Genomic DNA, 26850 nt, shown 5'->3' with positions numbered 1-26850 from the left:
CCAACGGCCTGCCACGACCCGAGAACAGGGCGGAAAAACGCATCATGTTTCCAGAAAAGACCGACTACGAAGACAAGATCACCCTGATTATGGGCAGCGGTGTCCAGTTCCTGGATTTCGCCGTGACCCTTGAACTGCGTCGCGAACTGCCTGGCGAGTTCGTCCGCCAGCGCAACGATGGCCCGTTGGCGCGGCTGATGTTCGATGACCGCAACAACAGCTTTTTTCATCCGGCAGCCCCAGGCAATCCTGTGAGTCCGGCCTACAGCGTAGCGGTCGACCAGTCGGTGCGCCTGCTCAAGGGCCTGTGGCTGCCATTGCCATTCTTTCGCTTCAGTCCGCCTCGGCGTTTCGACGATGGCCCGTCGAACTGGGCGCGCATGCGCATCATTGAGCTCAAGGAGGGTGAGGACCCGGATGGTCATACCCACCGGGTGACCTTGGCCTTCGATACCAAGGTGTTCGCCAGCCGTAGCGATACTGCCTATCTGGCGCCGACCAGTGACGACGTGCGCGCCGGCGCAGCATTTGCCCTGGCGCATCAGGCCGACGAGATGGGCTGGTTTCTCGACCTGGCCTGGGTTGATGGCTGGCTGCGCGAAGTGTTCGCCGAGCAGGCGCAACTGCCGCCGATACGCATGCAACTCGATGACATCGAGCACGAGTGTCAGGAGCTCTATCACCAGGCGCATTACCTCAACCTGCTGCACCTGCTCGGTACGGCGTTGCCGGTGCCAGAGCTCAAGGTGGTGTCCAACCGCGACAGCGACCTGCACAAGGCGATTCCGGTGGACATGGTGCTCGATGTCGGCAACTCGCGCACCTGCGGCATCCTGATCGAAGATCACCCGCAGGAGAACGATGGCCTGAGCAAGCGCTACGAGCTGGAACTGCGTGACCTGACCCAGCCCGAGCACGTTTATCCGGAACCTTTCGAAAGCCGTATCGAGTTCGCCCAGGCGGTATTCGGTAAGGATCACTTCTCTGTGCAAAGTGGCCGTCGCGAGGCCTTCCAGTGGCCGACCATCGCCCGTATTGGTTGCGAGGCCGGGCGTCTGGCCAGTCGCCGACGTGGCACCGAAGGCTCGACCGGCCTGTCCAGCCCGAAGCGTTACCTGTGGGACGAGGACAACTACGAGCCGGGCTGGCGCTTCAACTGCGCCTACGTCAAATCCGAGAGTGAGCCACACGCCACTGCCGCGCCCGTCGCCGGGCTAATCAATGAGAAAGGTCAGGCACTCTACAGCCTGCCCTTCGATGAACGCATGCCGGTGTTCCACCCGCACTATTCGCGCAGCTCGTTGATGACCTTCATGCTCTGCGAAGTGCTCGGCCAGGCGCTGATGCAGATCAACAGCCCGTCGCAGCGCCTGCGCATGAGCCATTCGCGCGTACCGCGCCACTTGCGCTCGATCATCCTCACCGTGCCGCCGTCGATGCCCAAGCCCGAGCGCGAGATCTTCGCCAAGTGCATGGAGCAGGCCATCGGCCTGGTGTGGAAGAGCCTCGGCTGGCACCCCGAAGATGATCCGATCAACATCAAGGATGCCAAGAGCCGCGAGACCGCCTGGCCATTCCTGCCGGAAGTGCATGTGCAGTGGGACGAGGCCACCTGCGGCCAGGTCGTCTACCTGTTCAACGAAACGCAGAACAACTTCGCCGGCCGTCCGGAGGAGTTCTTTGCCACCATGGCGCGCCCGGATCAGCCGCACAAGGATCGCCTGACCATCGCCTCGATCGATATTGGTGGTGGCACCACCGACCTGGTGATCACCGAGTACCGGCTCGACGATGGCGTGGGCAGCAACGTCTACATCACCCCGTCACAGCGGCTTCGCGATGGTTTCAAGGTCGCCGGTGACGACATCCTGCTCGACGTGATCCGCCAGTTCGTCCTGCCGGCATTGGGCACGGCGCTGCGCGAGGCGGGTGTCGACAACCCCGATGCGCTGCTGTCCAAGTTGATCGGTAGCGAGCCTCTGGCTGTGCAGGACGCCGTGTTGCGTCAGCAACTGACCCTGCAGCTGTTCAGCCCCATCGGCCTGCGCCTGCTCAAGGCCTACGAACAATACGACCCGCTGGATGCCGGCACCCTGGTCAGTGGCACCTTCGGCGAACTGCTCGGCGACGAGCGTCCCACCGACGATGTGCTCGACTATTTCAGCAGCGCCGTACGCCGCCAGCTGGGTAGCGGCAGTGAGCCGTTCGACCTGCTCGCCACACCGCTGAATGTCAGCCTGCGGCGCATTCACGAGGCGTTCATCGGTGACCGCATGAACATCGGCAAGACCATCCAGGCGCTGTGCGAAGTCGTCCACAGCTACCCCTGCGACGTGCTCTTGCTCACGGGCCGGCCGTCGCGCCTGCCCGGCCTGCAGGCGCTGTTTCGCAAGCTGTTGCCGTTGCCGCCGGGACGCATCCTGCCGCTCAATCAGTACCGCACGGGTGGTTGGTACCCGTTCAACAAGCTGGATCGCATCGAGGATCCGAAGACCACGGCTGCGGTCGGCGCCATGCTCTGTTTGCTCAGTCGTAGCCTGCGTCTGCCCAACTTCTTCTTCCGTTCGGCGGCGTTCAAACCCTACTCGACGTTGAAGTTCCTCGGTCTGATCGACAACAACAACGTGATCAAGGACGGCAACGTCTACTTCCGCGATATCGATCTCGACGACCCCGAGTACGAGCTGCCTGAGTTGACCTTCGACATGCGCGGCACCATGCGCCTGGGCTTTCGCCAACTGGCCAACGAACGCTGGTCGGCAGCGCCGCTGTACATCCTCAGCATCGAGAACCAGAAGCTACGCGAGCAGGTCGCCGCCCAGGGCCTGGTGCTCAAGGTGCGTCTGGGCATCAAGCCTTCGCGCAATCCGGCCGAGGGCAGCGAGAGCTTTGAATTCCTTGGCGCCGAGTCCAACAGTGGTTCGGTCAGCCGCTCGCACATTCGCCTGCGCCTCAACACCCTGTCCGACGCCGGGCTGGGTGAATCCCAATATTGGCTCGACAGCGGGAGCGTGTTTCGAAAATGAGTAACTCGCCTGAGCAACTGACCCAACACTGGGCCGCCATTCATACCGGTGCCGGAGAGGCGATCCGCTGGATCGACGACGTGCGCCGCAGCGCGCCACGCCTGGACAACGAAGCCGACGACCTGATCCTCAGCCTGCGCCGCGTGCGTAATACCGCTCGACGGCTGGGCGGCGTTTCCGGCCTGCCGATGACCGTGGGGTTCTTCGGCCTGTCCCAGGCCGGCAAGTCGTACCTGATCTCGACCCTGGCTGCCGGTGCCAACGGCAAGCTGGAAACCGATTTCGGTGGCAGCCGCCTGGACTTCCTCACCCACGTCAATCCGCCGGGTGGTGGTAAAGAGGCCACCGGTCTGGTCACCCGTTTCAGCCGCACTGCGCGCCCCGGCCCGGACGATTTCCCGCTGGAGTTGAAGCTGTTCGGCGAGGTAGAAATGGCCAAGGTGCTGGCCAACTCGTTTTTCAACGACTTCAACACCGAGAAGGTGTCGTACCGCCTCGACGAAGCGGCCATCCGCCAACTGCTCAAGGACCTCGGCAAGCGTCGCCAGCTCAAGCCGGTGCCCGGCGTCAGCGAAGACGACGTGGTCGCCCTGTGGAACTACCTGCAAGACAGCTTCCCGGCGTCGCTGAGTGGCCTGGCCGGTTACTACTGGCCGGCGGCCGTGGAGCTGGCACCCTGGCTGGCAGTTGAGGATCGCACCCGTTTGTTCTCGATCTTCTGGGGCGAGATCAACGAGCTGAGCGAGGCCTATCAGAGCTTCGCCAAGACCTTGGGCAGCCTGGGCAACGCCGACCGCGTGTTCGCCCCGCTCGACGCTCTGGTACGGCAGACCGACAAGGGCCTGTCGCAGGCCGACAGCATCATGAACGTCGACATGCTCGAGCGTCTGGGCAAGGATAGCGACAAGCGCATCGGCGTGCGGCCATTGATCGACGGTGAACTTCGCGCACCGGTCGAGCTGTCCCTGGCGCAACTGGCGGCGCTCACCGTCGAGCTGGTGTTCCCGCTGGTGGAGCCGACCAGCGAGCCGCTGTTCGAGCAGGTCGACCTGCTCGATTTCCCCGGCTATCGCGGTCGCTTGTCGGTGGAATCGCTGGACGACGTTCGCCGCGCGGTGAGCAGCGACGAGGCCAGCCCGGTGGCGCAACTGATCCTGCGTGGCAAGGTCGCCTACCTGTTCGAGCGCTACACCGACAGCCAGGAAATGAACGTGCTGATCGTCTGCACGCCGTCGAACAAGCAGTCCGACGTCACCGCCGTCGGCCCGGTACTGACCCGTTGGATCGACAAGACCCAGGGCGCCAAGCCCGAAGAGCGCGCCCTGCGCAAACCGGGCCTGCTGTGGGCCATCACCATGTTCGACATGCGTATCGGCAGTGACCTGGACAAGTGCGAAGACCTGCTGCGCCTCGGCTGGGGCAGTGGCGGCATGATGAAGATGACCATGCTCGAACGCTTCGGCCAGTACACCTGGCTGCAGGAGTGGACGGCTGGCCAGCCCTTTGACAACACCTTCCTGGTGCGCAAACCGCGCATGAAGGTGACCTTCCTCGATGTGCAGGCGGGTGAAGAGATTGGTATCAACGCCACCGCCCAGGATTCGCTGGCGCTGATGCGCAGCACCTTCGGCGAAAACGAAACCGTACAGCGTCACGTCAACCAGCCGCTGCAGGCCTGGGATGCGATGCTCGCGCTGAACGATGGCGGCATGGGCCGTATCAGCCAGTACCTGCGAGGTGTGGCGCTGCGCGAGGTCAAGCTGGGGCGTATTCGTGAACAGCTCGATGATGTACTGCATCTGCTGGAAAACCGCCTCGGCCACTGGTTCCAGGCCGAAGGCGCCGGTGAGCTGGAGAAGAAGCGCAAGATCGCCAAGCAAATATTTGACGCGGTCTGGCCGCGGCGCATTCTGCTGGGTGAACTGTTGCAGAGAATGCAATTGCCTGACGATCTGGTTCGAGGTCTGTACCTGCGTGCTGATGACGAAGAACCTACTGCTTTGGTGAGCGATAGCGGAAGCAGCGGTGTTGTAAGCGGGGGCGCGCTCAACCTGGGTGACGACCTGGGTCACGACGATGGTTTCGACCTGTTCGGTGACAGCGAGCCGACATCCCGCTCGTCGAGCGATGTCGCACCGCTACGCTCCAGCGGTAGCGATGCACGTTTCGCCCAGGCCGTACTGCGTGAGTGGATCAGCCACCTGCGTCACCTGCCTGAAGACATGCGCCTGATGACCTATCTAGGCTTCTCCAAGCCAGCGGTCGAGGCTCTAGTCGATGAACTCATCACCAGTGCCAGTCGCCTCGACCTGCAAACACGCCTGCTACAGGCCATCGTCAGTACCGAGCAGATTGGCACCAAACGCGAGCAACTGGCCGGGCGCCAGGTGCTTACTGCGAAAACCGTGCTGGGCGATTTCATCGGTTGGCTAGGTTTCATCGAGGCACCGCTGGAACAGCGTCCTGACAGTCGCATCGAGCGTGGCGCCAAGCTTTTCCAGGCGCCGCCGGTTATCGTCCCGGGCAAGCTGCCGCAATTGCCTGCGCAACCTCTGGAACACACACGCAACTATGTGGGCGATTGGTTGGTGGCACTGACCAAGATCGCTGAAGACAACGCCGGTCACAGTGCTGGCCGAGAAATTACACCGGAGCAGAACGAGGCGCTGGGCAAGGTGCTCGCCACCCTGCATGCGGATCGGACGGAATAAGTCATGCTGAGAATCGAACTGAAGGCAGCGCAGAGCGGCCAACCTGGCCATGGAGAGCTGACCGTACATGGTTGGCAGGAGGGCAGCGATGCCCTCGAACTGACCGTGCAGCGCAATCAGGATGGCCGTTACCTCGGTGAAAGCGGTGAGTGGGATACCAGCCCATCATGGCATACGCTCGATGGCTTGAACCTGGTTGATGAAAAGCTCAATGGCGAGGTCGGCCCCTGGCTGATCGACCCACTGATGCTCGACCCGCAGATGGCCTACATGCTGCAACTGCGTAACGAGGACGGCAGCGACAAGGGTGTGCTGCGCATCCTCGGCACCATCCTGTCCTCGAAGGCCGCCGGTAATTCGAGCCACGACGAAAAGAAAGTCGAGCGCAAGGCCGAGCCGGTTATCGCACCGGTCGTAGAACCCGAGCCAGTCCCACTGCCTGAGCCAGAGGCCGAGCCGGAGCCCGTCGAGCTGTCCCTCGACGAGCCGCTGGTTGCCGAACCCATAGCGCCACCACCGCCAGCGACTGTTAAAAATCCCAGCAAGCTGCCGCTGATCCTGATCATCCTGCTGCTCGTGCTGGCCCTGGCCGCTGCCGCTTGGTGGTTCCTGCTGCGCAAACCAGCGACAGAGGATACGGCCGCTACCTCAAGCACTACCCCCGCGGCAGGTGACGCGGCGGTTTGCAGCGCGCAAGCCCTGAGCGAGGGCAGTGAAGACCTGGCCTTTATCCAGGCCTGCCTGAAGTCCAATCCGTCCAGCGAGCAGGTGCTGGAGATGATCGCCGCCGCCAAGGAAGCCAAGCGCTGTGGTGTGGTGCAGCGACTGTATGCGCACAAAGCGCAGTCGGGCGACGCCGCCGTTGCCTACGCCTATGCCCGCGAATATGACCCGCAGCATCACACCAGCGGTGGCTGCATCGAAGCCGCCGACGGCGAAACAGCCGCCTACTGGTATGAGATTGCGGTAAACAACGACCCGGGCAACCAGGACGCCAGCCAACGGTTGGAGGAGCTGAAGAAATGAGCCTGCGCACCAATGCCCGTCAGCCAAACGTTTGCCCTCATGCAATGCGGGCCTCTGTAGGAGCCAGCTTGCTGGCGATCAGCGGATCGACAACATCGCCAGCAAGCTGGCTCCTACCCAAGGCACCTTATCTGCTCGGCATTGCCCTGCGCACCGCCAAAGGCCTCAACCTGTCGCTGCTCGCCGGCCTGCTGATGGGCGCGGCAGCGCCGCTGATGGCAGCGGACAAACCGCTGCTGCAGGAAGGCAAGAAGGCCCTTTACCAGCGCGTGCTGACCACGCCGACCTGCCAGCTTGGCGATAGTGCCGGCGCTAGTGCCGGCAAGGCGCAGCCGGCGTTCACCCGCTTCTACGTGTACCAGCGTGAGCAGGCAGGCAACGCCGAGTGGTTGAGGGTCGGCCCCGACAGCTACGGCAAGACTGTTGGTTGGATCAACGGCGACTGCGCCGTACCGTGGAAGATGCAGATGACCTTGGCCCTGACCAATCCGGCCGGGCGTGATCCGCTGCTGTTCTTCCGCAACAAGGACAGTCTCGAACAACTCTTTGCCAAGGACGACCCGGCGCCACTGCTCAAGCCGATCCTGGCCAACATGAAGGCCAAGGGTCGTGATCCGGCAGTGGTTGCCCGCGAGCCGGATTACGCGGTGGATCTGGCGCAGAACTTCTACTTGTTGCCGGTGCTGGAAGCCGAGGAAACCTTCACCGAGAAGGGCTTCCAGGTGCGCCTGCTCAACGTCGCCTCGGTGAGTGCAGCGGAGTCGGCCGACAAGAAAGACGCGGACAAGACGGCCAATGCTGATGCCAACACCCTCAAGGGCTTCAGCGCTGCGGTGGTGTTCGTCATCGACTCGACCATTTCCATGGGGCCTTACATCGACCGCACCCGCGAGGCGGTCAAGCGTATCTACGATCACGTCGAGCAGGAAAAACTGCTGGATCAGGTCAAGTTCGGCCTAGTCGCCTACCGCTCCAGCACCAAGGAAGTGCCCAAGCTCGAATACGTCAGCAAGATGTACGTCGACCCGAGCACGGTCAAGGACGGTAAAGACTTTCTGGCCAAGGTCGCCGAGCTCAAGCCGGCTACCGCGTCCAGTAGCAGTTACGACGAAGACACCTACGCCGGCGTGATGCAGGCGCTGGATCAGGTCAAATGGAATGAGTTCGGTGCACGCTACATCGTACTGGTTACCGATGCGGGTGCAGTCGATGGTGACAGCAAGCTGTCGTCCACAGGCCTGAACGCTGACCAGGTACGCCTGGAGGCCAAGTACCGTGGCGTGGCGATCTACAGCCTGCACCTGAAGACCCCGAGCGGCTCGAAGAATCATGCCTCGGCCGAGGTGCAGTACACGGATTTGTCGACCAACGCCTTCCTCAATAAGCCGCTGTATTACCCGGTGGACGCTGGCAACGTCGAGAGCTTCGGCAAGATGGTCGACAGCCTTGGCGATGCCATCACCGCACAGGTCAAGGCGGCCTATCGTGGCGACATGGCGGCCGGTAGCGCGCTGGGTGCCGATGCAGAGTACGCCAAGGCGAAATCCGGCAAAGGTGGCGATGCCGCTCTGGCCGAGGATGCCGAGTTGCTCGGCCACGCCATGCGCCTGGCCTACCTTGGCGAGAAGACCGGTGCCAGTGCGCCGCCGGTGTTCCAGGCGTGGATCAGTGACCGCGACTTCGTGCGTCAGGACGTACCCACTACCGACGTACGTGTGCTGATGACCAAGAGCCAGCTCAGCGACCTTAGCGATGTGGTCAAGCAGATCGCCGACGCTGCTAACGAGGGCCTGATTTCACCCAGCGACATGTTCGAGCGCCTGCGTTCGGTGGCCGCGACCATGGGCAAGGATCCCAACCAGCTCAAGGACAAGACCATCAAGGTCGCCGACATGGGCCTGATGGCTGAATATCTGGACGGCCTGCCCTATCTCAGCGATGTGCTCAGTCTCGACGAGGAAACCTGGAAAGGCATGGAAGGGCTGGAGCAGGAGAAATTCATTCGTCGCCTGAACACCAAGCTCAAGTACTACCAGCGCTACAACTCCGATGCCGACCGCTGGGTGTCCCTGGCGCCGGGCAGCGACCCACGCGAGCACGTCTACCCGGTGCCGCTTGAGGCTTTGCCTTAGGACTTGAGTCATGTTGCATATCGAGGACATGCGCATTCGCCGGGGTAGCGACTACCAGATCGTCTTGCCGCGCCTGACTCTTGGCCGTGGTGAGGTGGCGGCAATCACCGGTGCCAGCGGTTGTGGCAAGAGCACGCTGCTGGAAATGATTGGTCTGATCCTGCGTCCCGACGGGCTCGGTCAGTTTCGCCTTGGAGATACCGGTGGGCTGGATGTTGCCGCGCTGCTGCGCGATGACCGCCAGGCGCAATTGGCCGATATCCGCGCCCAGCGTTTGGGCTTCGTGTTGCAGAGTGGCGGCCTGCTGCCGTTTCTCAGTGTGCGGCAGAACATCGAACTGCCCCGGCGCATGCTCGGCTTGCCCGGCAAGAGTGAACTGGTCGATGAAGCAATCGGCCGTCTGCGCCTGCAGCCCTTGCTGGGCAAACTGCCGGCGCAGCTGTCCATCGGCGAGCGCCAGCGCGTGTCGTTTGTCCGCGCCATCGCCCACGAGCCCGACCTGCTGCTGGCCGACGAGCCGACTGCGGCGCTCGACCCGTTGCAGGCGCGGCGGCTTTTCGAACTGATCATCGAGATCGTCCAGCGCTTCCAGATATCCGCGCTGCTGGTGACTCACGACTGGGATCTGGTGCGCGACTGCGCGATCCGCAATATCGTCGGCACGCCCGACAGCCAGGCCGACGGCACGGTGTTCCATGACGCCGCCTGACGTGCGTCCGCGACTGCACCTGCTGATCGAGCTAGCAGCGCGCGACCTGTGGCACGACCGCAAGGTGTCGCTGTGCATCGTCGCCTCGCTGGTGGCGGTGATCGCGCCCCTGCTGCTGTTGTTCGGCCTCAAGCACGGCGTGGTCTCGCAGCTCAATGACGAGCTGCTCAGCGACCCGCGTAACCTCGAAGTGCGCGTGCTCGGCAACTATGACCTGGCCGGCGGTTGGTTCGAGCGTTTGCGGGCCCAGCCTGGCGTAGGCTTCGTCATCCCGCTGACCCGTTCGCTGAACACCCAGGCCGACCTGCTGCGCGACAGCCAGCATTTCGTCGCCAATGCCGAAGTCATCCCCACCGCCAGCGGCGACCCGCTGATCGACCCATTGCCCGCACCGGCAGCAATCGATCAGGTGCTGCTCAGTGCCAGCGCGGCCAGCAAGCTCGGCGTGCAGGCCGGTGACACCCTGCGCCTGCTGGTACTGCGCAAGCTCGATGGCAACAACGAACGCGGCGAACTGCCGGTAAAGGTCGCCGGCGTACTGGAGCACAGCGTCTTTACCCGCCAGGCAGTGCTGGTATCGCTCGACCTGCTGGTGGCCATGGAGAACTTTCGCGATGGCTATGCGGTGCCGTTGCTCGGTTTCAGCACCGGCGAGGCGGCCCCGCTGCGCGAGCGTTATGCCCGTGCACGGGTCTACGCCAGCGGCCTGGATGACGTGGCCAGCATTGCTGCCTGGCTGGATGGCGAACATATCGAAAGCAGCACACGGGCCCGCGAAATCGAATCGGTAAAAGCCATCAGCCATGTGCTCGGGCTGATCTTCGCGGTGATCGCCTGGACTGCGGTGATCGGCTGCGTGGCCTCGCTGGCCGGCGCCTTTCTCGCCAATATCGACCGCAAGCGCAAGGATCTGGCCCTGCTGCGCCTGCTCGGCTTCCAGCGCTCGGCCGCCGGGGCCTACGTGATGATCCAGGCGGCGCTGCTTACCTGCCTGGCCTTCGTCCTCGGCTACGGTGCCTATTTGATCGGCAGCGCCGTGTTCAACTCGGCACTAGGCAGCAACCTGGCGGACGGCGGCTTCGTTTGTAAACTGGAAAACATTCATATTCTGCTGGCCTTCGCCAGCGCATTGCTGATCGCCATCATCGTGGCGGCTGTAGGAGGGTTTCGTGCGATCCACATTCAACCGGCTGAAAGCCTGCGCGACCTCTGAGCAGGCCTTGCTGGCAGCGGTAGCGTTGCTGGCGCTGAGCAGCCTGCCGGCCCAGGCTGCCTGGGAGGAGAAGTACTACAACCCTAAACCGCTGGCCGATGACGTGATCCTACCGATGCCGTGCGAGGGCTCGTTGGTGCTGCGCAAGGTACAGGTACCGGTCGCCAGCCCGATGGGTGACTACGGCGTGACGCTCGGCCAGGATAGCGACGAGTGGGGCTACATCGAGCAGGCCCGGCCCAGCTACATCGCCGGTAGTTTCACGGTGCAGAAACCGGAACCGGGGCGCTATTACCTGCTGGCCAAGTACGAGTTGAACGAGCTGCAATACCAGGCCGTGATGAACGATACCTGTCCGGCGCCTTCGACCAAGCTGCGCCTGCCGCAGGTCGGCATCAGCTGGTTCGACGCCACTGCCTTTGCCGACAAATACAGCCTGTGGCTACGCAAGAATGCCGCTGCCAAGTTGCCCACGGAGGACGGCGCTGCCGGCTTCCTGCGCCTGCCGACCGAGGCTGAGTGGGAGTTTGCCGCGCGTGGCGGCATGGCCGTCTCCCAGGCCGAGTTTCGTGACATTCGGTTCCCCACTCCGGATGGTGGGCTTGGTGCTTATGCCTGGTTCGCCGGTGCGCAGTCGGCCAATGGCAAGTTGCAGCTGACCGGTCTGCTCAAGCCAAATCCGCTGGGCTTGCATGACGTCCTGGGTAACGTCGATGAAATGCTCTTTGAGCCATTCCGGTTGAACAAGCTCGATCGTCAGCACGGCCAGGCCGGCGGTTACATCGTGCGTGGCGGCAACTACCTGACGCCGCAAGCCGAGCTGCGTACCGCGTTGCGCCAGGAACAGCCCTACTACGCCAGTGCTGGCGAGCAGAACAAGCTCAAGACCGGCGGTGTGCGCCTGGCCCTGGTGGCGCCGGTGCTGACCTCGCGCGAGCGCATCAAGCAGGTCGAGCAGGACTGGAAGAAACTCGGCACTCCGGCGGCGAGTAAGGCCACAGGCAGCAAGGACGACAAGGACCCGGTCGCGGAAATCGCCAGCATCGCCAGCGGCGTACAGGATGACGCGCTCAAGCAGCAACTGGAAAAACTGCGCGGCGATCTGCGCGCCAACACCCAGGCGCGTGACGAGCAGCGCGACCAGGCGATCCGCTCCGAACTGCAATTGGGTGCCTTCCTCTGCACCAAACTCAAGGACGATGGCATGTTCCTCGATACTCTGGAAGGCAACTACAAGCGTAGTTGTGAAGCGGGTGAAGATGACCAGATGAGCCGCTGCGATGCGCGCAAAGAGCAGCTCGAAGGTCATCGCAAGGTGCTCGACTTCATGCTCAACTACTATGCCGACACGGTGGTCAGTGGTGCGCTCAACTACACCTCGGCCACCGTCGAGCCGCAAGTCAGTGTGGTGGCTCAACAAATGGCGGCGCGCAGCAAAAGCAACCTGCGCAGTTACCTCGACACTCACTGGAAGAATCTGAATAGCTACATGAAAAGCGGCAAAGTGGCGCGCAGTCAGTGGCTGGAATCCTGTAAATCCATTTAAGCGAAGGGCATGGACATGAAAGCAGTAGCGTTGTTGGATCAACGGATGAAATGGGTCGTTCTGGGTCTCGCTCTCGTATTGACTGGCTGTCAGACCACCGGCACGACGCCGGCTGCTAATCAGGCGCCGGTCGACCCACGGTTGGCCAACAGCAGTTCGGCGCAGTTCTTCAGCAAGTCGGGCTGGCAAGCCTGTGCCGGTGGCGCGGTAGTCGGCATGCTTGCCTGCCAGCTGGGTAACCCGAGCAAGAAGACCCAGTGCATGGTTGCTGCTGGGCTGGCTGGCTGTGGCGTGGGCATGGGCGCCAACTACTACCTGGATACCCAGCGTAGCCAGTATGCCAACGCGGAAGACCGCCTGGATGCGACCATCGCCGACGTGCGCAAGGATAACCAGGAGCTGCAGATGCTCAGCGATACCGCGCGTAGCGTGATCGCGGATGACAAGCGCAAGATCGAACAGATCAAGCAAGACATTGCCGCCAACAAGGTGCAGAGCGCCCAGGCGCAGAAGCAGATCGCCGAGATCGATGCCAATACCGCCTACCTGAAGAAGTCCCTGGCCGACGTACGTTCCAAACAGCAGGAGTGGACCAAGGTTGCCGCTGCCGAGCGCGACAACGGTGCCCGTACCGATACCTTGGATGCGGAGATTGGCAAGATGCAGAAGCAGGTCGCGCAACTGGAGTCGGAAATCGACCAGCTGTACCAGCAACGCTCGTCGATCCGGCTCGGCTAAATAGCCAAAGGCTGTAGGAGCCAGCTTGCTGGCGATCAGCGCGCTCTGCCAGATGGCCAGCAAGCGGGCTCCTACGTAAACGATCAGGCCGTGTCATCACGCTTCAAGGAAACGTCCATGCACCCACTTCGCGCTCTTATCCTGCTGGCCGGCGTCGTCACCCTCGCTGGCTGTGCTGTGACCTCGCAGGAATGCGACCCACGCAATGCCGATGCCGGGTTCGCCACCAAATTCGGTTGCAAGACCCAGGGCGTCTACGCCCAGCGCGTCGAGGAGAAGGAAAAAATCCTGCTCGACGAGCAGAAAACCAACCAGCTGTTTCGTGATGTCTACGCCGCCATCGAGCAGGAGAAGGCGTCGGTCGGCAAGGACCTGGCGACCCAGCAGGCGCAGTACGCCCCCTTGAACAAGTCGCTGAATGCCCTGCTTGGTGAACTCAAGAGCAAGGCCAAAGGCAACCAGAAGATCGAGGCGGAGATCGCCGCACTGGAAAAAGACCTGCAGAACATCAACCAGCAGGAGAATCCGGCCGTGCTGCAGAAACAGGTTGAGCTGCAGAAACTGCGCAGCAAGGTTTCCAGCCTGGAAAGCGACCTTGGACTGCGTTGAGCACTGCCGTTACACCTGCATGCTGGTCGTTCCGCTAGCAGGTCTTTCCCTGACTCTCTCAGCAGGAAGCTGACCGCCATGAAGCGAATCTCCCGCCTGTCCTCCCAAACCCGTAGTGCGGCAGATGCGCTGGCCGGTCATGGCGAACTCACGCAGATCCTGCGCCGGCACCTGCCGCCGAGCACGGCGACCCTGTACGCCAAGCCGAAGCAGGCCGAGGGCGATGTCGTCGAGTGGTATTCGGATCTCGGCGGCCAGCCGGTACCGTTCAGCCAGTTGGATGAGAAAGAGGCGGCGCAGGTGCGCCACTTGCTCGACGAGCGACTGGCTTCCATCGAACAACTGGCTAGCCAGCTCGATGCGCAGGGTGGCGATGGTGTACGGCAGGCTGCTCTGTTGCGTGAAGCGGCCCGTTATCCCGACACCTCGACCCTGTATTCGCTCAATGGCCAGCCGCTGGTGACCTTCTGGGGCGGTGGCCAACTCCCTGTGCCGCCGATCACGCCTGTCACCGCGGCGGCGGGCGCGCTGTCGCCTGGCGCAGCAGCCGTGGTCAGCGAGGTGCCACGCAAGCGGCGCTGGTGGTTGTGGTTGCTGCTTGCCCTGTTGCTGCTGGCACTACTGGCGGCGCTCTGGTGGTGGCTGTTCTGTCGTGAGCCGGAAACCCCGCCCGCGCCGGTCGAGCCTCCGGTGGCCGAAGAGCCGGCCATATCTGAGGAGGTACCATCCGAGCCGGAGCCAGCGGAAGAGGAACCGGTGGTCGAGGAGCCCGAACCGGAGCCGGAAATTCCGCCACCACCGCCGATTCCCGAGCCCAAGCCTGAACCAAAACCCGAGCCCAAGCCGGATCCTGCCGAGCTGCTGAAAAAGCGTATCGATGGCATCGCCCGAGACTGTTCGGCCCTGCAGAAGATGCAGCGCGAAGAGCCGCTGCTCAAGGACAACGCCGCCCTGCGCGAGCAGGTCGAGCAGAGCTTGGCGAAGAACTGCAAGGAGCAGTTGATCACGAATGCCAAGAATCTCTGCCCCGATGAGCGGCCGAAGGAATTGGCGCCAGAGATGGTCATTGTCTTCGATGCTTCCGGCTCCATGGATATCAGCATGCTGGCCACGCCCAAGGAGATCGAACAGGCGACGATGGTGCAAGGAGTAGCCAATATCGCCACGCAGCTGCTACTTGGAACCAATGCCCCGAACACCATGGGCCGTGTATTCCGTGAGCCCAAGCGCATCACCACGGCGCGCGAGGCGACCATCGGCGTGGTGCAACAACTGCCCAGTGACGCCAACGCCGGGCTGGTGTTGGTGGAGAGCTGCCCGGGCGCACGCAGCGTTGGCTACTTCGGCCCTGGCCAACGCGCCGATCTGCTGTCACGCCTGCGCAACGTGACACCGATACAAGGCACGCCTCTGGCCGACGGCATTGCCAAAGCCGGACAGATGCTCGATGGGGTCAACCGCGAATCAGTAATGCTGGTGGTGTCCGATGGCGAGGAGAGCTGCAACCAGGATCCTTGCGCGATAGCCCAGGCCCTGGCTCGCAGCAAGCCGCATTTGAAGATCAACGTGGTCGATATCCTCGGCACCGGTGCCGGTAATTGCCTGGCAGCGGCGACCGGGGGCAAGGTGTTCACCGCGCGCAATGTCAATGAGCTGCAGATCATGACCAATCAGGCAGCGCAGGACGTGCTGCCGCCAGCACACTGCAAGCGCTAAGAACCAGGGTGGGCGCAAAGGGAGAGCGAGGCTAGGCTTGTATAGCGACGTGCCTGTCCACCCTCACGCTGCGTTGAGTTTCGGTCTGCGCATTTGCCTTACGGTAACTCCAGTCCACCGCTGGCCTTGTGCAAGGCACGCAGGTGTTCTCCGAGGGCAACCAGGTTGGCCTCGTTGGCTTCCAGTTCGGCCAGGCGCTCGGGTTGCAGCAGGTTGCGCACCTCACCATCGAGTTCGTCGCTGAGCTGGCGCAGTTGCTGCTGGCGCTCACGACTGCTGGCCTCAAGGCGCTCCCATTCTTTTTGCTGCGGCAAGCCGTAGCCACCTTCGAGCAGTTCGGCTGGGCGGCTGAGGAAGCCACTATTGGCGAGAATCTGTTCCAGCGCGGCGCCGGCCTTGTTCAGGCTTGGGTCGCCGGCGGCGCGGCCGGTCAGGTAGCGGCGCTTGAGTTCATCCTGTGCCAACAGCAATTGCCGGCGCAGTGCGGCCTGCTCCAGCAGCAGCAAGGCAGCGCTGGCGCGTAGGTCGGCCTGGTCGAACCAGCTGCGGCGAGCTTCGGCGGTCTGCTCCAGCCAGGTTTCGACGCTGTCCTGAGTGATCGGCAAGCGCTCTCGCAGCACCTTGAACATCGCCTGGTAACGCTCGCGGAAGGAGTCGAAGCGATAGCCTAGGCGCAGTGCCTCGCGTGGGTCGTCGAGCACCTGGGTGTCAGCCAGGCCGCGGGCATCCATCAACTCCAGCAGGCCGTTGGGCAGGATACTGTCGAGCGCCTGCAGACGTGGGTTGCCAGTGCCGCTGCGCAGCAGCTTGAGGGTTTCCACCGCACAGTTGTTGGAGACGAAGTAGTAGTCGCCGTCATAGCTCCAGTGTTGCTCGGCGGCACGTACCACCAGTTGTTCGACCTCGTCGCGCGAGAGGCGCAGCGGCACCGAGGCCAGGCTGCGCAACTCGACCTTGGTGTATTCGTCGATCACCTGCTCCAGCGGCAGCACGAACAGGCGTGATGGATAGACGCCGGTCAGGCCGTCCCAGCTCGACAGTTGCAGGTCGCCTACGAAGGCGCGATAGGACAGCACCAGATGGTGGTCGAGATCCAGACGGCAGTCCGGGCCACGCGGCCGGCCCGGCGCGCAGACCACCAGGCGTAGCATGCTGTGGCCCCAGCGGCTTATCCAGGCATCATTGGCTTCGGCGAGCAGGTAGTCGACTTGATACACGCGCTCGGGGTCGAGCCGCCCCAATGGCTGCTGGGCGAAGTCGCGCCCAGCATTGAGGTAGGGGTAGTCGCTGGCGCAGGGCTCGCTGGGCGGCGCCCAGTCGAAGTGCTCGCGGAAATAGCGCGCCAGCGAGGGACGGCGGCAGGCGTAGCTGGGGTCGAGCAGGAAGTATTCGAGATTGACCGCGACGAACTCCAGCGAGTTGCTCAGCTCGTAGCTGTCCGGGCTACGTGCGACCTGGCCGTTGTCCAGGTCGCGCGCGCCACGCTGGCCGACACGTTGCTGCCAACCGGCCAGATCGAGCAGGCGCGGGTCATCGCTGAGGGTGAAGCGTCGCTCGGTCTGGCCACGGCAATCCTCTGGCAGCCCGACCAGGCCTACCGAGTTGGCGCGCTGTCGGCATTGGCTGATGTGGCGGTGATCGCTCGCAGGCCATAGACGGGCGCGGTCATACAGGTGGGTCAGTTCGTGCAGCAGAGTGGCCAGTAGTTCCTGGCGTTCGGTGCCGTGCGGGCGACCGGTGCGATTTTCTGCCGCCGAGCCGTCGACCAGCCTCGGCAACAGTTCGGCATTGAGCTCGATACCGCTGAAACGCCCGACCTGACCGTAGACCTCCGCGGGCAGCCCGGCACGCCAACTGACCCTTACTTGGCGATCCAGTTGTTGGACGAAACGAGGGGGCAATGCCGCCATCGCCTCTTCAAGCAGGGTCTGGCTCGCCTGGCGTTCGGCGGCATCAAGGCTGCTGTCGTCCAGGTCCAGGCGTAGCTGCGCCTGGGCGCCGCCTGCGGCTATCGCCAGCAGCGCGACGCAGCACCAGGCGGCGAGGTGGATCACAGAGCGAGAATGGCTTCGGCCAGTTGCAGGTCGCTGGCAGTCTGCGCCTGCGGCAGCTGCTGGCGGATGGTCTGCAGCGCAGCTTCCAGTTGCGCGCCGCGAATCTCACCGGCACTGGCGACGAAGCTGGCGGCGTCGTCACGGGCCTGCACCACGGCCTTCATATCGCGCAGCGACGTGGTGGTGTCGGAGGTGAAATTGATGCTGCGATCCAGGGCGCGCACCACGATGTTGCTGGTGGCGACCACGGATTGGGCCTGGACGATGCCACTGAACAGGGCGCAGGCGGCGACGGCGATGACGAATGAACGACGCATGATAAGTAGCTCCGAGAACTGCAGAACGGACGATTTGACGTGGACAGGCCGGCGCGGTTCCCCGCGACCAGGCAGGTAGGCGAAGTTTACGGGGCCAGGCAGCGCCGGTCAGCAGCGAGCTGATCGATAGACGTGTGCAAAGTTTTCACAGGCTGAGAATGGCCTGAGCTAGGGCCAGATCATCCGCCGTCGCCAACTCGGCGTCATGATGGCGAATGTGCTCCAGTGCTGCTTCGAGCCGCGCGCTGCGGATCGCGCCAGCGCTGGCGACGAAGCTGGCGGCATCATCGCGGGCCGCGCGCAGCTGTTTCATGTCGCGCAACGAACTGGTCGCGTCCGACGTGCCCTCGACGCTGCCGGCCAAGGCTCCCCCCAGCGTATCGGTCGTCGCGACCAGACTGCTGGCACAGGCGGTGCCTGCCAGCCCCAATGAAAGGAGCGCTGCAATCAGGGATTTCTTCAGGTGCATATGGGGTAGCTCCGGTAGGGCGGGACGCTGTTCTGCCCGCATCCGCAGCTTAGCCCATCACGGTTTCCCGCTCCATTGCTGGCTCAGCGCCAGAATGGCTTGGCCAGTTCCTGCTCGCGCTCAGTTGTGCTGATGCCGGCGTCAGCCAGTTGTTGCTCGGTGAGCAGCGCCAACTGCCGACGGGTACGGCGGTTGCGCTGCCAATGACGCAGTGTCGAGTAGAGACCGAGCCAGTGCAGGGACTTGCCGTGTGCAGGGTGCGAGAGCGGTTCGTGAGTGCGGTCCATGGCGTGCTCCTGTCGAGAGACAAGGGTGGGGCAGCTCATGGTCTCGCAAGCGTTCGTGAACGAGCAGATACAACCGGAGGGAATTGTGCGGGGGCAGTGGAGATTTTATCGCAACTGTACTGCTCGCCAGGGCGATGACTGTTGCAGATAAAACGAAAGCCCCACCGCAGCAGAGACGGTGGAGCTCTCAGAAGATCCCAACTTGGGAGGGAGCAAAGCGGGGTGGTTAACGCCAGAACGGCTTCTGCAGTTCGACGTAACGCTGATTTTCGCTGATGCCGGCGTCGGCGAGCAGGCGGGCATCCAGTCGAGCCAGTTGACGACGGCTGACGATGCGGCGCTGCCACAGGCTGAGGGTGGCGATCGCGCGGAGCAGCCAGGCAGATTTGTCGCTGGCAACGCTGTGAGTTTGGAGCAGGGCGGAACTGAGGGTACGTTCCATGGTAGTCATCCTTCCGCTTGTGGCGGGTCTGGTGTTTGCTTTCGATGAGCAAATTATCCCGAGCGAAGCAGTGGCTCAGTAGTCACAGCTGGATGAAATTGTTGTGCTATTAGATAGGTTGCTTTGTAACTGTTAGGTCAGAAATTGGAACAACTGTACTGCCATTAAGTGAAAAGACTGGGTGCAACCGATTTATACGAGATTTTTACCTGGGTGCAACCCAATAGTACTGGTATTTAAAGCAGTACAGTTTCAAATTGATCTGTTGTGCTTGTTGACCTGAATATCAGCTTTCTACTGGTGCCAAAACGAGAAACCCGGCACGTGGCCGGGTTTCCTGTCTGACTGGTCAGGGCTCAATCGACGGCCTTGACCATGTCCTCGATCACCTTCTTGGCGTCGCCGAAGACCATCATGGTCTTGTCCATGTAGAACAGTTCGTTGTCCAGGCCGGCATAGCCGCTGGCCATCGAGCGCTTGTTGACGATTACGGTCTTGGCTTTGTAGGCCTCGAGGATCGGCATGCCGGCGATCGGCGACTTCGGATCGTTCTTCGCTGCCGGGTTGACCACGTCGTTGGCGCCGAGCACCAGTACCACGTCGGCCTGGCCGAACTCGGAGTTGATGTCCTCCATCTCGAACACCTGTTCGTACGGCACTTCGGCTTCGGCCAGCAGTACGTTCATGTGGCCCGGCATACGCCCGGCAACTGGGTGGATCGCGTATTTCACTGTCACGCCACGGTGGGTCAGCTTTTCCGCCAGTTCCATCAGCGCATGCTGCGCGCGGGCTACGGCCAGGCCGTAACCCGGGACGATAATCACGGTGTCGGCGTTGGTCAGCAGGAACGCGGCGTCGTCGCTTGAACCGGACTTCACCGGGCGGGCTTCCTGAGCTCCGGCTGGGCCGGCTGCGTCAGTCGCGCCACCGAAACCACCGAGAATCACGTTGAAGAACGAGCGGTTCATCGCCTTGCACATGATGTACGAGAGGATCGCGCCGGAAGAACCTACCAGAGAACCGGCGATGATCAGCATCGAGTTGTTCAGCGAGAAGCCGATACCGGCGGCCGCCCAGCCCGAGTAGCTGTTGAGCATCGACACCACGACTGGCATGTCGGCGCCGCCGATGGGGATGATGATCAGCACGCCGATGACGAAGGCCAGCGCCACCAGCACGGCGAAGGCAGTGATGTCGCCGGTGAAGGTGTAGTACAGACCCAGACCGAAAATCGCCAGGCCGATCACCAGGTTGAACAGGTGCTGACCTTTGAATACCACCGGAGCGCCCTGGAACAGGCGGAACTTGTACTTGCCCGACAGCTTGCCGAATGCGATCACCGAACCGGAGAAGGTGATGGCGCCGATGGCCGCGCCGAGGAACAGCTCCAGACGGTTACCGGACGGAATCGCATCACCCAGCGCAGCGACGATACCCAGCGATTGCGGCTCGACCACGGCGGCGATGGCGATGAACACGGCCGCGAGGCCGATCATGCTGTGCATGAAGGCCACCAGCTCGGGCATCTTGGTCATCTCGACGCGCTTGGCCATGATGGTGCCGATGCTGCCGCCGACCAGCAGGCCGACGATGACGAAGCCCAGCCCTTGTATGGCCAGCTCGCTGCCGAGCTTGTAGATCAGACCGACAGTGGTGAGTACGGCAATGGCCATACCGAGCATGCCGAACAGGTTACCGCGCCGCGATGTGGTCGGGTGCGACAGGCCCTTGAGCGCCTGGATGAAGCACACCGAGGCGACAAGGTAGAGAACAGTGATCAGGTTCATGCTCATGGTCAGTGCTTCTCCGCAGCCGCTTTCGGCGCTTTCTTCTTGAACATTTCCAGCATGCGTCGGGTGACCAGGAAGCCACCAAACACGTTCACCGCGGCCAGGGCCACGGCGAGGGTGCCCATGGTTTTGCCCAGCGGGGTGACGGTGAGCGCGGCGGCCAGCATGGCGCCGACGATCACGATGGCGGAGATGGCGTTGGTCACGGCCATCAGCGGGGTGTGCAGGGCCGGGGTGACGTTCCACACCACGTGGTAGCCGACATAGATGGCCAGCACGAAGATGATCAGGTTGTAGATGCCGTCGGAAATCAGATCCATGTCCCTACTCCTTAGCCGTTCTTGCGCACGACTTCGCCGGCGTTGCACATCAGGCACGCCGCGACGATGTCGTCTTCGAGGTTGAGCTGGAACTGGCCTTCCTTGTCGATCACGAGCTTGAGGAAGTCCAGCAGGTTACGTGCGTACAGGGCAGAAGCATCTGCCGGCACCAGGGCGGCCAGGTTGGTGTGGCCGACGAGGGTCACACCATGCTTGACCACCACTTGATCTGCTTCCGTCAGCGGGCAGTTGCCGCCTTGCGCAGCGGCCAGGTCGATGACCACGGAGCCGGGCTTCATCTCGCTGACGGTGGCTTCATGCAGCAGCGTCGGTGCCTTGCGGCCGGGAATCAGTGCGGTGGTGATGACGATATCGGCCTGTTTGGCCTTCTCGTGCACGGCTTTGGCCTGGCGCTCCATCCAGGACTGAGGCATCGGTCGGGCATAACCGCCCACGCCTTGCGCGCACTCGCGTTCTTCGTCGGTCTCGAACGGCACGTCGACGAACTTGGCGCCGAGCGACTCGATCTGCTCCTTCACGGCAGGGCGCACGTCGGAGGCCTCGATCACCGCGCCCAGGCGCTTGGCCGTAGCGATGGCCTGCAAGCCGGCGACGCCAGCACCGAGAATCAGCACGCGTGCGGCCTTAACGGTACCGGCAGCGGTCATCAGCATCGGCATGAAGCGCGGGTAGTGGTTGGCGGCGAGCATCACGGCCTTGTAGCCGGCGATATTGGCCTGCGAGCTCAGTACGTCCAGGCTCTGCGCGCGGGAGGTGCGCGGTGCGGCCTCCAGGGCGAAGGCGACGATGCCACGGGCATTCATGCGCGCGATGGTGTCGTTGCAGAACGGGTTGAGCATGCCAACCAGCACGGCGCCGCTCTTCATATGAGCCAGTTCGGCGTCGGTCGGCGCGACCACCTTCAGCACCAGGTCGGCGCCAAACGCGGCCGAGTCGTTGCCAATGGTGGCGCCAGCGGCTTCAAAGGCGCTGTCCGGGATGCTGGCACTGATGCCGGCACCGCTCTGGACGGTCACCTGATGGCCCTGGCCAACCAGTTTCTTGACGGTCTCGGGCGTCGCGGCAACCCGCGTCTCCCCGGCATGGGTTTCGAGAGGAACACCGATGTGCACTTCTAATCTCCTGCGTGATCTTTTGGGTGAACCTGCGCACTACGCTGGCACGCCGGTGATTGGGGATCAGCACATAACCCGCCAGAAGGTGGCGAGCGCGGCGATTGTGCAATCGAACGCAGACCCTTACAAGAAGTTATGGAGTAAAAAAAATGGATTACTACAAGTAATAGGTCTATGAGGGATTTTTATACTGCGCGCAGCCCGCGTGGATTCTGGGGGAAGGCAGGTAAAGCGGCGTCTAGGGCACTGCTTAGGCATTCACAGCGGGAATGACCGCTGGTCGATTGGTATCGAGTGTGGAAGGTAATGCACAGGGTGTTCGGAATAGTGCTATGGCCCGAAAGTAGTGGCTTTGGCGTACTTTTTCGCTAATTGATTGTGTAGCGTGACTAACTTTCTACTACCAGTCCCTATTTATCCTTTCATTGGTCGTGATGGTGTTAATGGTGGCGACGGTTTCGCGCTGGTCATTACTGCTGGTAAGCGTTGGCCTCGCCCAGTAGCCAGTCACGAAAGGCCTTCAGTGCTGCCGACTCGGCCTTGCGCTCCGGCACCATCAGGTAATAGGCGCGGTCATTGTTCGGCACGGCGCGATCAAGGGCGACCACCAGGCTGCCCTCTTCCAGTTCGCGCTGAATCAGGAAGGGCGGGATCAGGGCAATGCCCATTTCGTGTCTCGCGGCCTGGGCCAGCATGGAGAACAGTTCCAGGCGTGGGCCGGTCATGTCTCGAGCGACGCTCATGCCCTGGGCGGCGAACCACTGACGCCAGGCGTAGGGGCGGGTGGTCTGCTGCAGCAGGGGCAGAGCGGCAATGCGCTCGACTGTTACCGGGGCGTCACCCAACAGTGCCGGGCTGCACACCGGCAGCAGGTGTTCGTGCATCAGAAAGTGCGCCTCGGTACCCGACCACTCGGCATCACCGTAATAGATGGCGGCATCGAAGTGGGTGTCTGCGAACAGGAAAGGGCGTGTGCGGTTGGTCAGGTGCACCGTCACTTCCGGGTGAAGCTGCTGAAAGGCACGCAGGCGAGGGAGCAACCATTGAGTGCCAAAGGTCGGCACCACCGCCAGTTCTATGCTGGTTGTACCCTGATTACCCATCAGGCCCAGGGTGTCGCGCTCCACTGCATCGAGTTGCGCCGCGACCTTGCGACTGTAGGCAACGCCCGCTTCGGTCAGCACCACGCCGCGCCGCGAACGGCGGAACAGTTCGACATTGAGAAAGCTCTCCAGCCCGCCGATTTGCCGGCAAACCGCGCTCTGCGTGAGATTGAGCTCGTTGGCCGCCTTGGTGAAACTCTGGTGGCGTGCGGCCGACTCGAAGGCGACGAGAGCGGCGGTGCTGGGGATCTTGCGGCGCATTGATGCGAAAGCCTCACTCAGGAACGGTATTTATGGCTAGTTAAGCTATCTCGAAGTGAGGAAAAAGCACAGGTATGTGCAGAATCTGCGTTTGTCCATTGCACAAAGCCGGCCTAGGATCAATGTCATTCCGGGTCGGCTGGATCGACCGCTCACATCACTGCTTCGAGGTTTCTCGTAATGGCCAAGGCAAGCTTCAACTGGATCGACCCGCTGCTGTTGGATCAGCAACTGACCGAAGAAGAGCGCATGGTGCGTGACAGCGCCCAGCAGTTTGCCGATGACAAGTTGGCGCCCCGCGTACTCGAGGCCTTCCGTCATGAGCAGACCGATCCGAAGATCTTCCGTGAGATGGGCGAAACCGGCCTGCTGGGGGCGACCATTCCCGAGGCCTACGGTGGTAGTGGCCTGAACTATGTGTGTTACGGCTTGATCGCCCGTGAAGTGGAGCGTATCGACTCCGGTTACCGCTCGATGATGAGCGTGCAGTCGTCGCTGGTGATGGTGCCGATCAACGAGTTCGGCAATGAGGCGACCAAGCAGAAGTACCTGCCCAAGCTGGCCGGTGGCGAATACATCGGTTGTTTCGGCCTGACCGAGCCGAATCATGGCTCCGATCCGGGCGCCATGGTCACGCGCGCCAAGAAGGTCGAAGGCGGCTACCGCCTGACCGGCAGCAAGATGTGGATCACCAATAGCCCGATCGCCGATGTCTTCGTGGTCTGGGCCAAGGATGATGCCGGCGAGATTCGCGGCTTCGTCCTGGAAAAAGGCTGGGAAGGCCTCTCCGCTCCGGCGATTCACGGCAAGGTCGGTCTGCGCGCTTCGATCACCGGTGAAGTCGTCATGGACAACGTGTTCTGCCCCGAAGAGAACGCCTTCCCGGATGTGCGCGGCCTGCGTGGCCCGTTCACCTGCCTGAACTCCGCCCGTTACGGCATCAGCTGGGGCGCGCTGGGCGCGGCCGAATTCTGCTGGCACACCGCACGCCAGTACGTGCTCGATCGCCACCAGTTCGGTCGCCCGCTGGCGGCCAACCAGCTGATACAGAAGAAGCTGGCCGACATGCAGACCGAAATCACTCTGGCCCTGCAAGGCTGCCTGCGCTTGGGAAGGATGAAAGACGAAGGCACCGCAGCGGTGGAAATCACCTCGATCATGAAGCGCAATAGTTGCGGCAAAGCGCTGGATATCGCCCGCCTGGCGCGCGACATGCTGGGTGGCAATGGCATCAGCGACGAGTTTGGCATCGCCCGTCACCTGGTCAACCTTGAGGTGGTCAACACCTACGAAGGTACGCACGATGTGCATGCGCTGATCCTCGGTCGTGCGCAGACCGGCATCCAGGCGTTCTTCTGATAGCGCACACCTGTCTTACGATCCATGGTGCGCGTGGCGCACTTTCCGGAGAACCTTCATGCCTGGCGCTCTTTCTCATATCCGTGTGCTCGATCTGTCCCGCGTGCTGGCCGGCCCTTGGGCTGGGCAGATCTTCGGTGACCTCGGTGCCGAGGTGATCAAGGTCGAGCGTCCCGGCTCGGGGGACGACACCCGGCACTGGGGGCCTCCTTATATAAAGGATGCCGAGGGTAACGATTCGCGTGAGGCGGCCTACTTTCAAAGTGCCAATCGCAACAAGCAGTCGCTGACCCTCGATTTCACCCAGCCCGAAGGTCAGCGCCTGGTGCGTGAGCTGGTCGCGCAGTGCGACGTACTGCTGGAGAACTTCAAGGTAGGTGGTCTGGCTGCATACGGCCTCGACTACGAATCGCTCAAGGTGATCAACCCGCGCCTGATCTACTGCTCCATTACTGGCTTCGGCCAGACCGGGCCATACGCCAAGCGTGCTGGCTACGACTTCATGATTCAGGGGCTCGGCGGTTTGATGAGTCTGACCGGGCGTCCAGAGGGGGAGGAGGGCGCCGGGCCGATGAAGGTCGGCGTGGCGCTGACCGACATCCTCACGGGGCTCTATGCGAGCGTGGGTGTTCTGGCTGCGTTGAATCAGCGTGAGCAATCCGGTATCGGCCAGCATATAGATGTAGCGTTGCTCGATGTGCAGGTCGCCTGCCTGGCCAACCAGGCCATGAACTACCTGACGACAGATCTATCACCCAAGCGCCTGGGTAATGCTCACCCCAATATCGTGCCCTACCAGGATTTCCCCAGTGCCGATGGCAACTTCATCCTGGCGGTTGGCAATGACGGGCAGTTCCGCAAGTTCTGCGAGGTTGCGGGTATTGCGCAGCTTGCCGATGACGCGCGCTTCGCCACCAACAAGGCGCGTGTCGCGCACCGCGCCGAGCTGATCCCGCTGTTGCGTCAGGCGACGGTGTTCAAGACCACGGCGCAGTGGGCCGAGCAGTTGGAAACGGCCGGGGTGCCCTGTGGACCGATCAACGATCTTCAGCAGGTGTTCGCCGATCCTCAGGTGCAGGCGCGAGGTTTGCGTCTCGACCTGCCCAATGCGCTGGGCAGCAGTACGCCGCAGGTCGCCAGTCCGCTGCGCCTGTCTGTAACGCCAGTGGCCTATCGCTCGGCTCCGCCCATACTGGGCCAGCACACTGATGCCTTGCTGCGTAACTTGCTGGGTATGAGCGAAACGCAGGTAGCCCAATTGCGTGAGGCGGGCGTGATTTGAGTCGGTCATTTTGTCTTCTATATAGAGGGTGAATGGCTTCGACCCTTTTTCTGCGGTTTTTTGCATATCAGGGGTTTACAGCACGCTGGGCTCATGTAGAATGCGCGCCTCGCTGAGACGAACCCAGGTTCGACGAAGCGCTAAGTTGTTGAGATAGAAAGAAAATTTCTTCAAAAACAACTTGACGAAGTAAAGAGGTGCTGTAGAATGCGCGCCTCACCGAAGCGGAAGAGATGAAGCTGAGGTTTTGCAAGTGGTTGAGTCGAAAGAAGTTTCTCCGGAAACAAATTCGAAAAACAGCTTGACAGATAGAAAGGCTGCTGTAGAATGCGCGGCCTTGGTTGAGGCGAAAGACTTAACCAACTGTTCTTTAACAACTGAATCAAGCAATTCGTGTGGGTGCTTGTGAGGTAAGGCTGATAGTCAACTGATTATCAGCATCACAAAGCAACACTCGTTAATTCGAGGGTTAACTCTTTAGCAATAAAGAGATTTGCGATTGCTGAGCCAAGTTTAGGGTTTTCTCAAAACCCAAGCAGTATTGAACTGAAGAGTTTGATCATGGCTCAGATTGAACGCTGGCGGCAGGCCTAACACATGCAAG

21 protein-coding genes are annotated in these 26850 nt (G+C 62.1%); 12 read left to right on the top strand and 9 right to left on the bottom strand.

What is annotated here, in order from left to right; all coding sequences use genetic code 11:
- The first annotated feature begins 44 nt into the window (after window positions 1-44).
- The 10 genes from BM059_RS23335 (at window position 45) to BM059_RS23290 (ending at window position 15426) form a co-directional block, all read left to right on the top strand.
- Window positions 45-3026, top strand: a complete 2982-nt coding sequence (locus BM059_RS23335; RefSeq protein ID WP_074941543.1) for a virulence factor SrfB — start codon at window positions 45-47, stop codon at window positions 3024-3026.
- Window positions 3023-5737, top strand: coding sequence for a putative virulence factor (locus BM059_RS23330; RefSeq protein ID WP_074941542.1), 2715 nt, complete (start codon window positions 3023-3025; stop codon window positions 5735-5737). Before BM059_RS23335 ends, BM059_RS23330 begins: the two co-directional genes overlap by 4 nt.
- Before the next feature lie 3 nt (window positions 5738-5740).
- Complete coding sequence (locus tag BM059_RS23325) at window positions 5741-6763, top strand: hypothetical protein (RefSeq protein ID WP_074941541.1); 1023 nt, start codon at window positions 5741-5743, stop codon at window positions 6761-6763.
- Window positions 6764-6957: 194 nt separating this feature from the next.
- Complete coding sequence (locus tag BM059_RS23320; protein ID WP_074941588.1) at window positions 6958-8895, top strand: vWA domain-containing protein; 1938 nt, start codon at window positions 6958-6960, stop codon at window positions 8893-8895.
- A 10-nt stretch (window positions 8896-8905) separates the two neighbouring features.
- A complete protein-coding gene (locus tag BM059_RS23315) occupies window positions 8906-9604 on the top strand; it encodes an ABC transporter ATP-binding protein (protein WP_074941540.1) in 699 nt (232 codons plus the stop codon).
- The gene (locus tag BM059_RS23310; RefSeq protein WP_074941539.1) at window positions 9591-10817 is read left to right on the top strand and encodes an ABC transporter permease; all 1227 of its coding nucleotides are present in this window, start codon (window positions 9591-9593) and stop codon (window positions 10815-10817) included. The genes BM059_RS23315 and BM059_RS23310 overlap by 14 nt, the downstream gene beginning before the upstream one ends.
- Before the next feature lie 28 nt (window positions 10818-10845).
- The gene (locus BM059_RS23305; RefSeq protein WP_074941587.1) at window positions 10846-12363 is read left to right on the top strand and encodes a formylglycine-generating enzyme family protein; all 1518 of its coding nucleotides are present in this window, start codon (window positions 10846-10848) and stop codon (window positions 12361-12363) included.
- Window positions 12364-12408: 45 nt separating this feature from the next.
- A complete protein-coding gene (locus BM059_RS23300; RefSeq protein WP_244154452.1) occupies window positions 12409-13101 on the top strand; it encodes a hypothetical protein in 693 nt (230 codons plus the stop codon).
- A 117-nt stretch (window positions 13102-13218) separates the two neighbouring features.
- Window positions 13219-13710, top strand: a complete 492-nt coding sequence (locus BM059_RS23295; protein WP_074941538.1) for a hypothetical protein — start codon at window positions 13219-13221, stop codon at window positions 13708-13710.
- Window positions 13711-13788: 78 nt separating this feature from the next.
- Window positions 13789-15426 carry a VWA domain-containing protein gene (locus BM059_RS23290; protein WP_074941537.1) on the top strand — a complete coding sequence of 546 codons (1638 nt, stop codon included), beginning with the start codon at window positions 13789-13791 and terminating at the stop codon, window positions 15424-15426.
- A gap of 98 nt (window positions 15427-15524) precedes the next feature.
- Here the strand turns inward: BM059_RS23290 and BM059_RS23285 are convergent, their stop codons facing one another.
- From BM059_RS23285 to BM059_RS23245, 9 genes are all read right to left on the bottom strand, one after another.
- Window positions 15525-17480, bottom strand: a complete 1956-nt coding sequence (locus BM059_RS23285; protein ID WP_074941536.1) for a DUF7844 domain-containing protein — start codon at window positions 17478-17480, stop codon at window positions 15525-15527.
- Complete coding sequence (locus BM059_RS23280) at window positions 17477-17797, bottom strand: DUF2388 domain-containing protein (RefSeq protein WP_074941535.1); 321 nt, start codon at window positions 17795-17797, stop codon at window positions 17477-17479. Before BM059_RS23280 ends, BM059_RS23285 begins: the two co-directional genes overlap by 4 nt.
- A gap of 145 nt (window positions 17798-17942) precedes the next feature.
- Window positions 17943-18266: a DUF2388 domain-containing protein gene (locus BM059_RS23275; RefSeq protein ID WP_074941534.1), complete on the bottom strand. Its 324-nt coding sequence runs from the start codon at window positions 18264-18266 to the stop codon at window positions 17943-17945.
- 83 nt (window positions 18267-18349) lie between these two features.
- Complete coding sequence (locus BM059_RS23270) at window positions 18350-18553, bottom strand: DUF1127 domain-containing protein (protein WP_037003958.1); 204 nt, start codon at window positions 18551-18553, stop codon at window positions 18350-18352.
- Window positions 18554-18779: 226 nt separating this feature from the next.
- Entirely contained in the window at window positions 18780-18995 is a 216-nt protein-coding gene (locus BM059_RS23265) for a DUF1127 domain-containing protein (RefSeq protein ID WP_037003959.1), read from the bottom strand.
- 356 nt (window positions 18996-19351) lie between these two features.
- The gene (locus tag BM059_RS23260; RefSeq protein ID WP_037003960.1) at window positions 19352-20788 is read right to left on the bottom strand and encodes an NAD(P)(+) transhydrogenase (Re/Si-specific) subunit beta; all 1437 of its coding nucleotides are present in this window, start codon (window positions 20786-20788) and stop codon (window positions 19352-19354) included.
- A 2-nt stretch (window positions 20789-20790) separates the two neighbouring features.
- Window positions 20791-21105: an NAD(P) transhydrogenase subunit alpha part 2 gene (locus BM059_RS23255; RefSeq protein ID WP_003458205.1), complete on the bottom strand. Its 315-nt coding sequence runs from the start codon at window positions 21103-21105 to the stop codon at window positions 20791-20793.
- 11 nt (window positions 21106-21116) lie between these two features.
- On the bottom strand, window positions 21117-22238 hold the full coding sequence (locus tag BM059_RS23250; RefSeq protein ID WP_037003962.1) for a Re/Si-specific NAD(P)(+) transhydrogenase subunit alpha: 1122 nt from the start codon (window positions 22236-22238) through the stop codon (window positions 21117-21119).
- 473 nt (window positions 22239-22711) lie between these two features.
- Complete coding sequence (locus BM059_RS23245; RefSeq protein WP_074941533.1) at window positions 22712-23605, bottom strand: LysR family transcriptional regulator; 894 nt, start codon at window positions 23603-23605, stop codon at window positions 22712-22714.
- A 180-nt stretch (window positions 23606-23785) separates the two neighbouring features.
- Here BM059_RS23245 and BM059_RS23240 point away from each other — a divergent pair, with 180 nt between their 5' ends.
- The gene (locus BM059_RS23240; protein ID WP_074941532.1) at window positions 23786-24964 is read left to right on the top strand and encodes an acyl-CoA dehydrogenase; all 1179 of its coding nucleotides are present in this window, start codon (window positions 23786-23788) and stop codon (window positions 24962-24964) included.
- Between the two features lie 58 nt (window positions 24965-25022).
- Complete coding sequence (locus BM059_RS23235; RefSeq protein WP_074941531.1) at window positions 25023-26246, top strand: CaiB/BaiF CoA transferase family protein; 1224 nt, start codon at window positions 25023-25025, stop codon at window positions 26244-26246.
- The last annotated feature ends 604 nt before the right edge of the window (window positions 26247-26850 follow it).

The sequence above is a fragment of the Ectopseudomonas composti genome, from assembly GCF_900115475.1.
GTDB classification, from domain to species: Bacteria; Pseudomonadota; Gammaproteobacteria; order Pseudomonadales; family Pseudomonadaceae; genus Aquipseudomonas; species Aquipseudomonas composti.
Note: the sequence above shows the minus strand (reverse complement) of the source record. Positions and strands in the feature narration are given on the sequence as shown.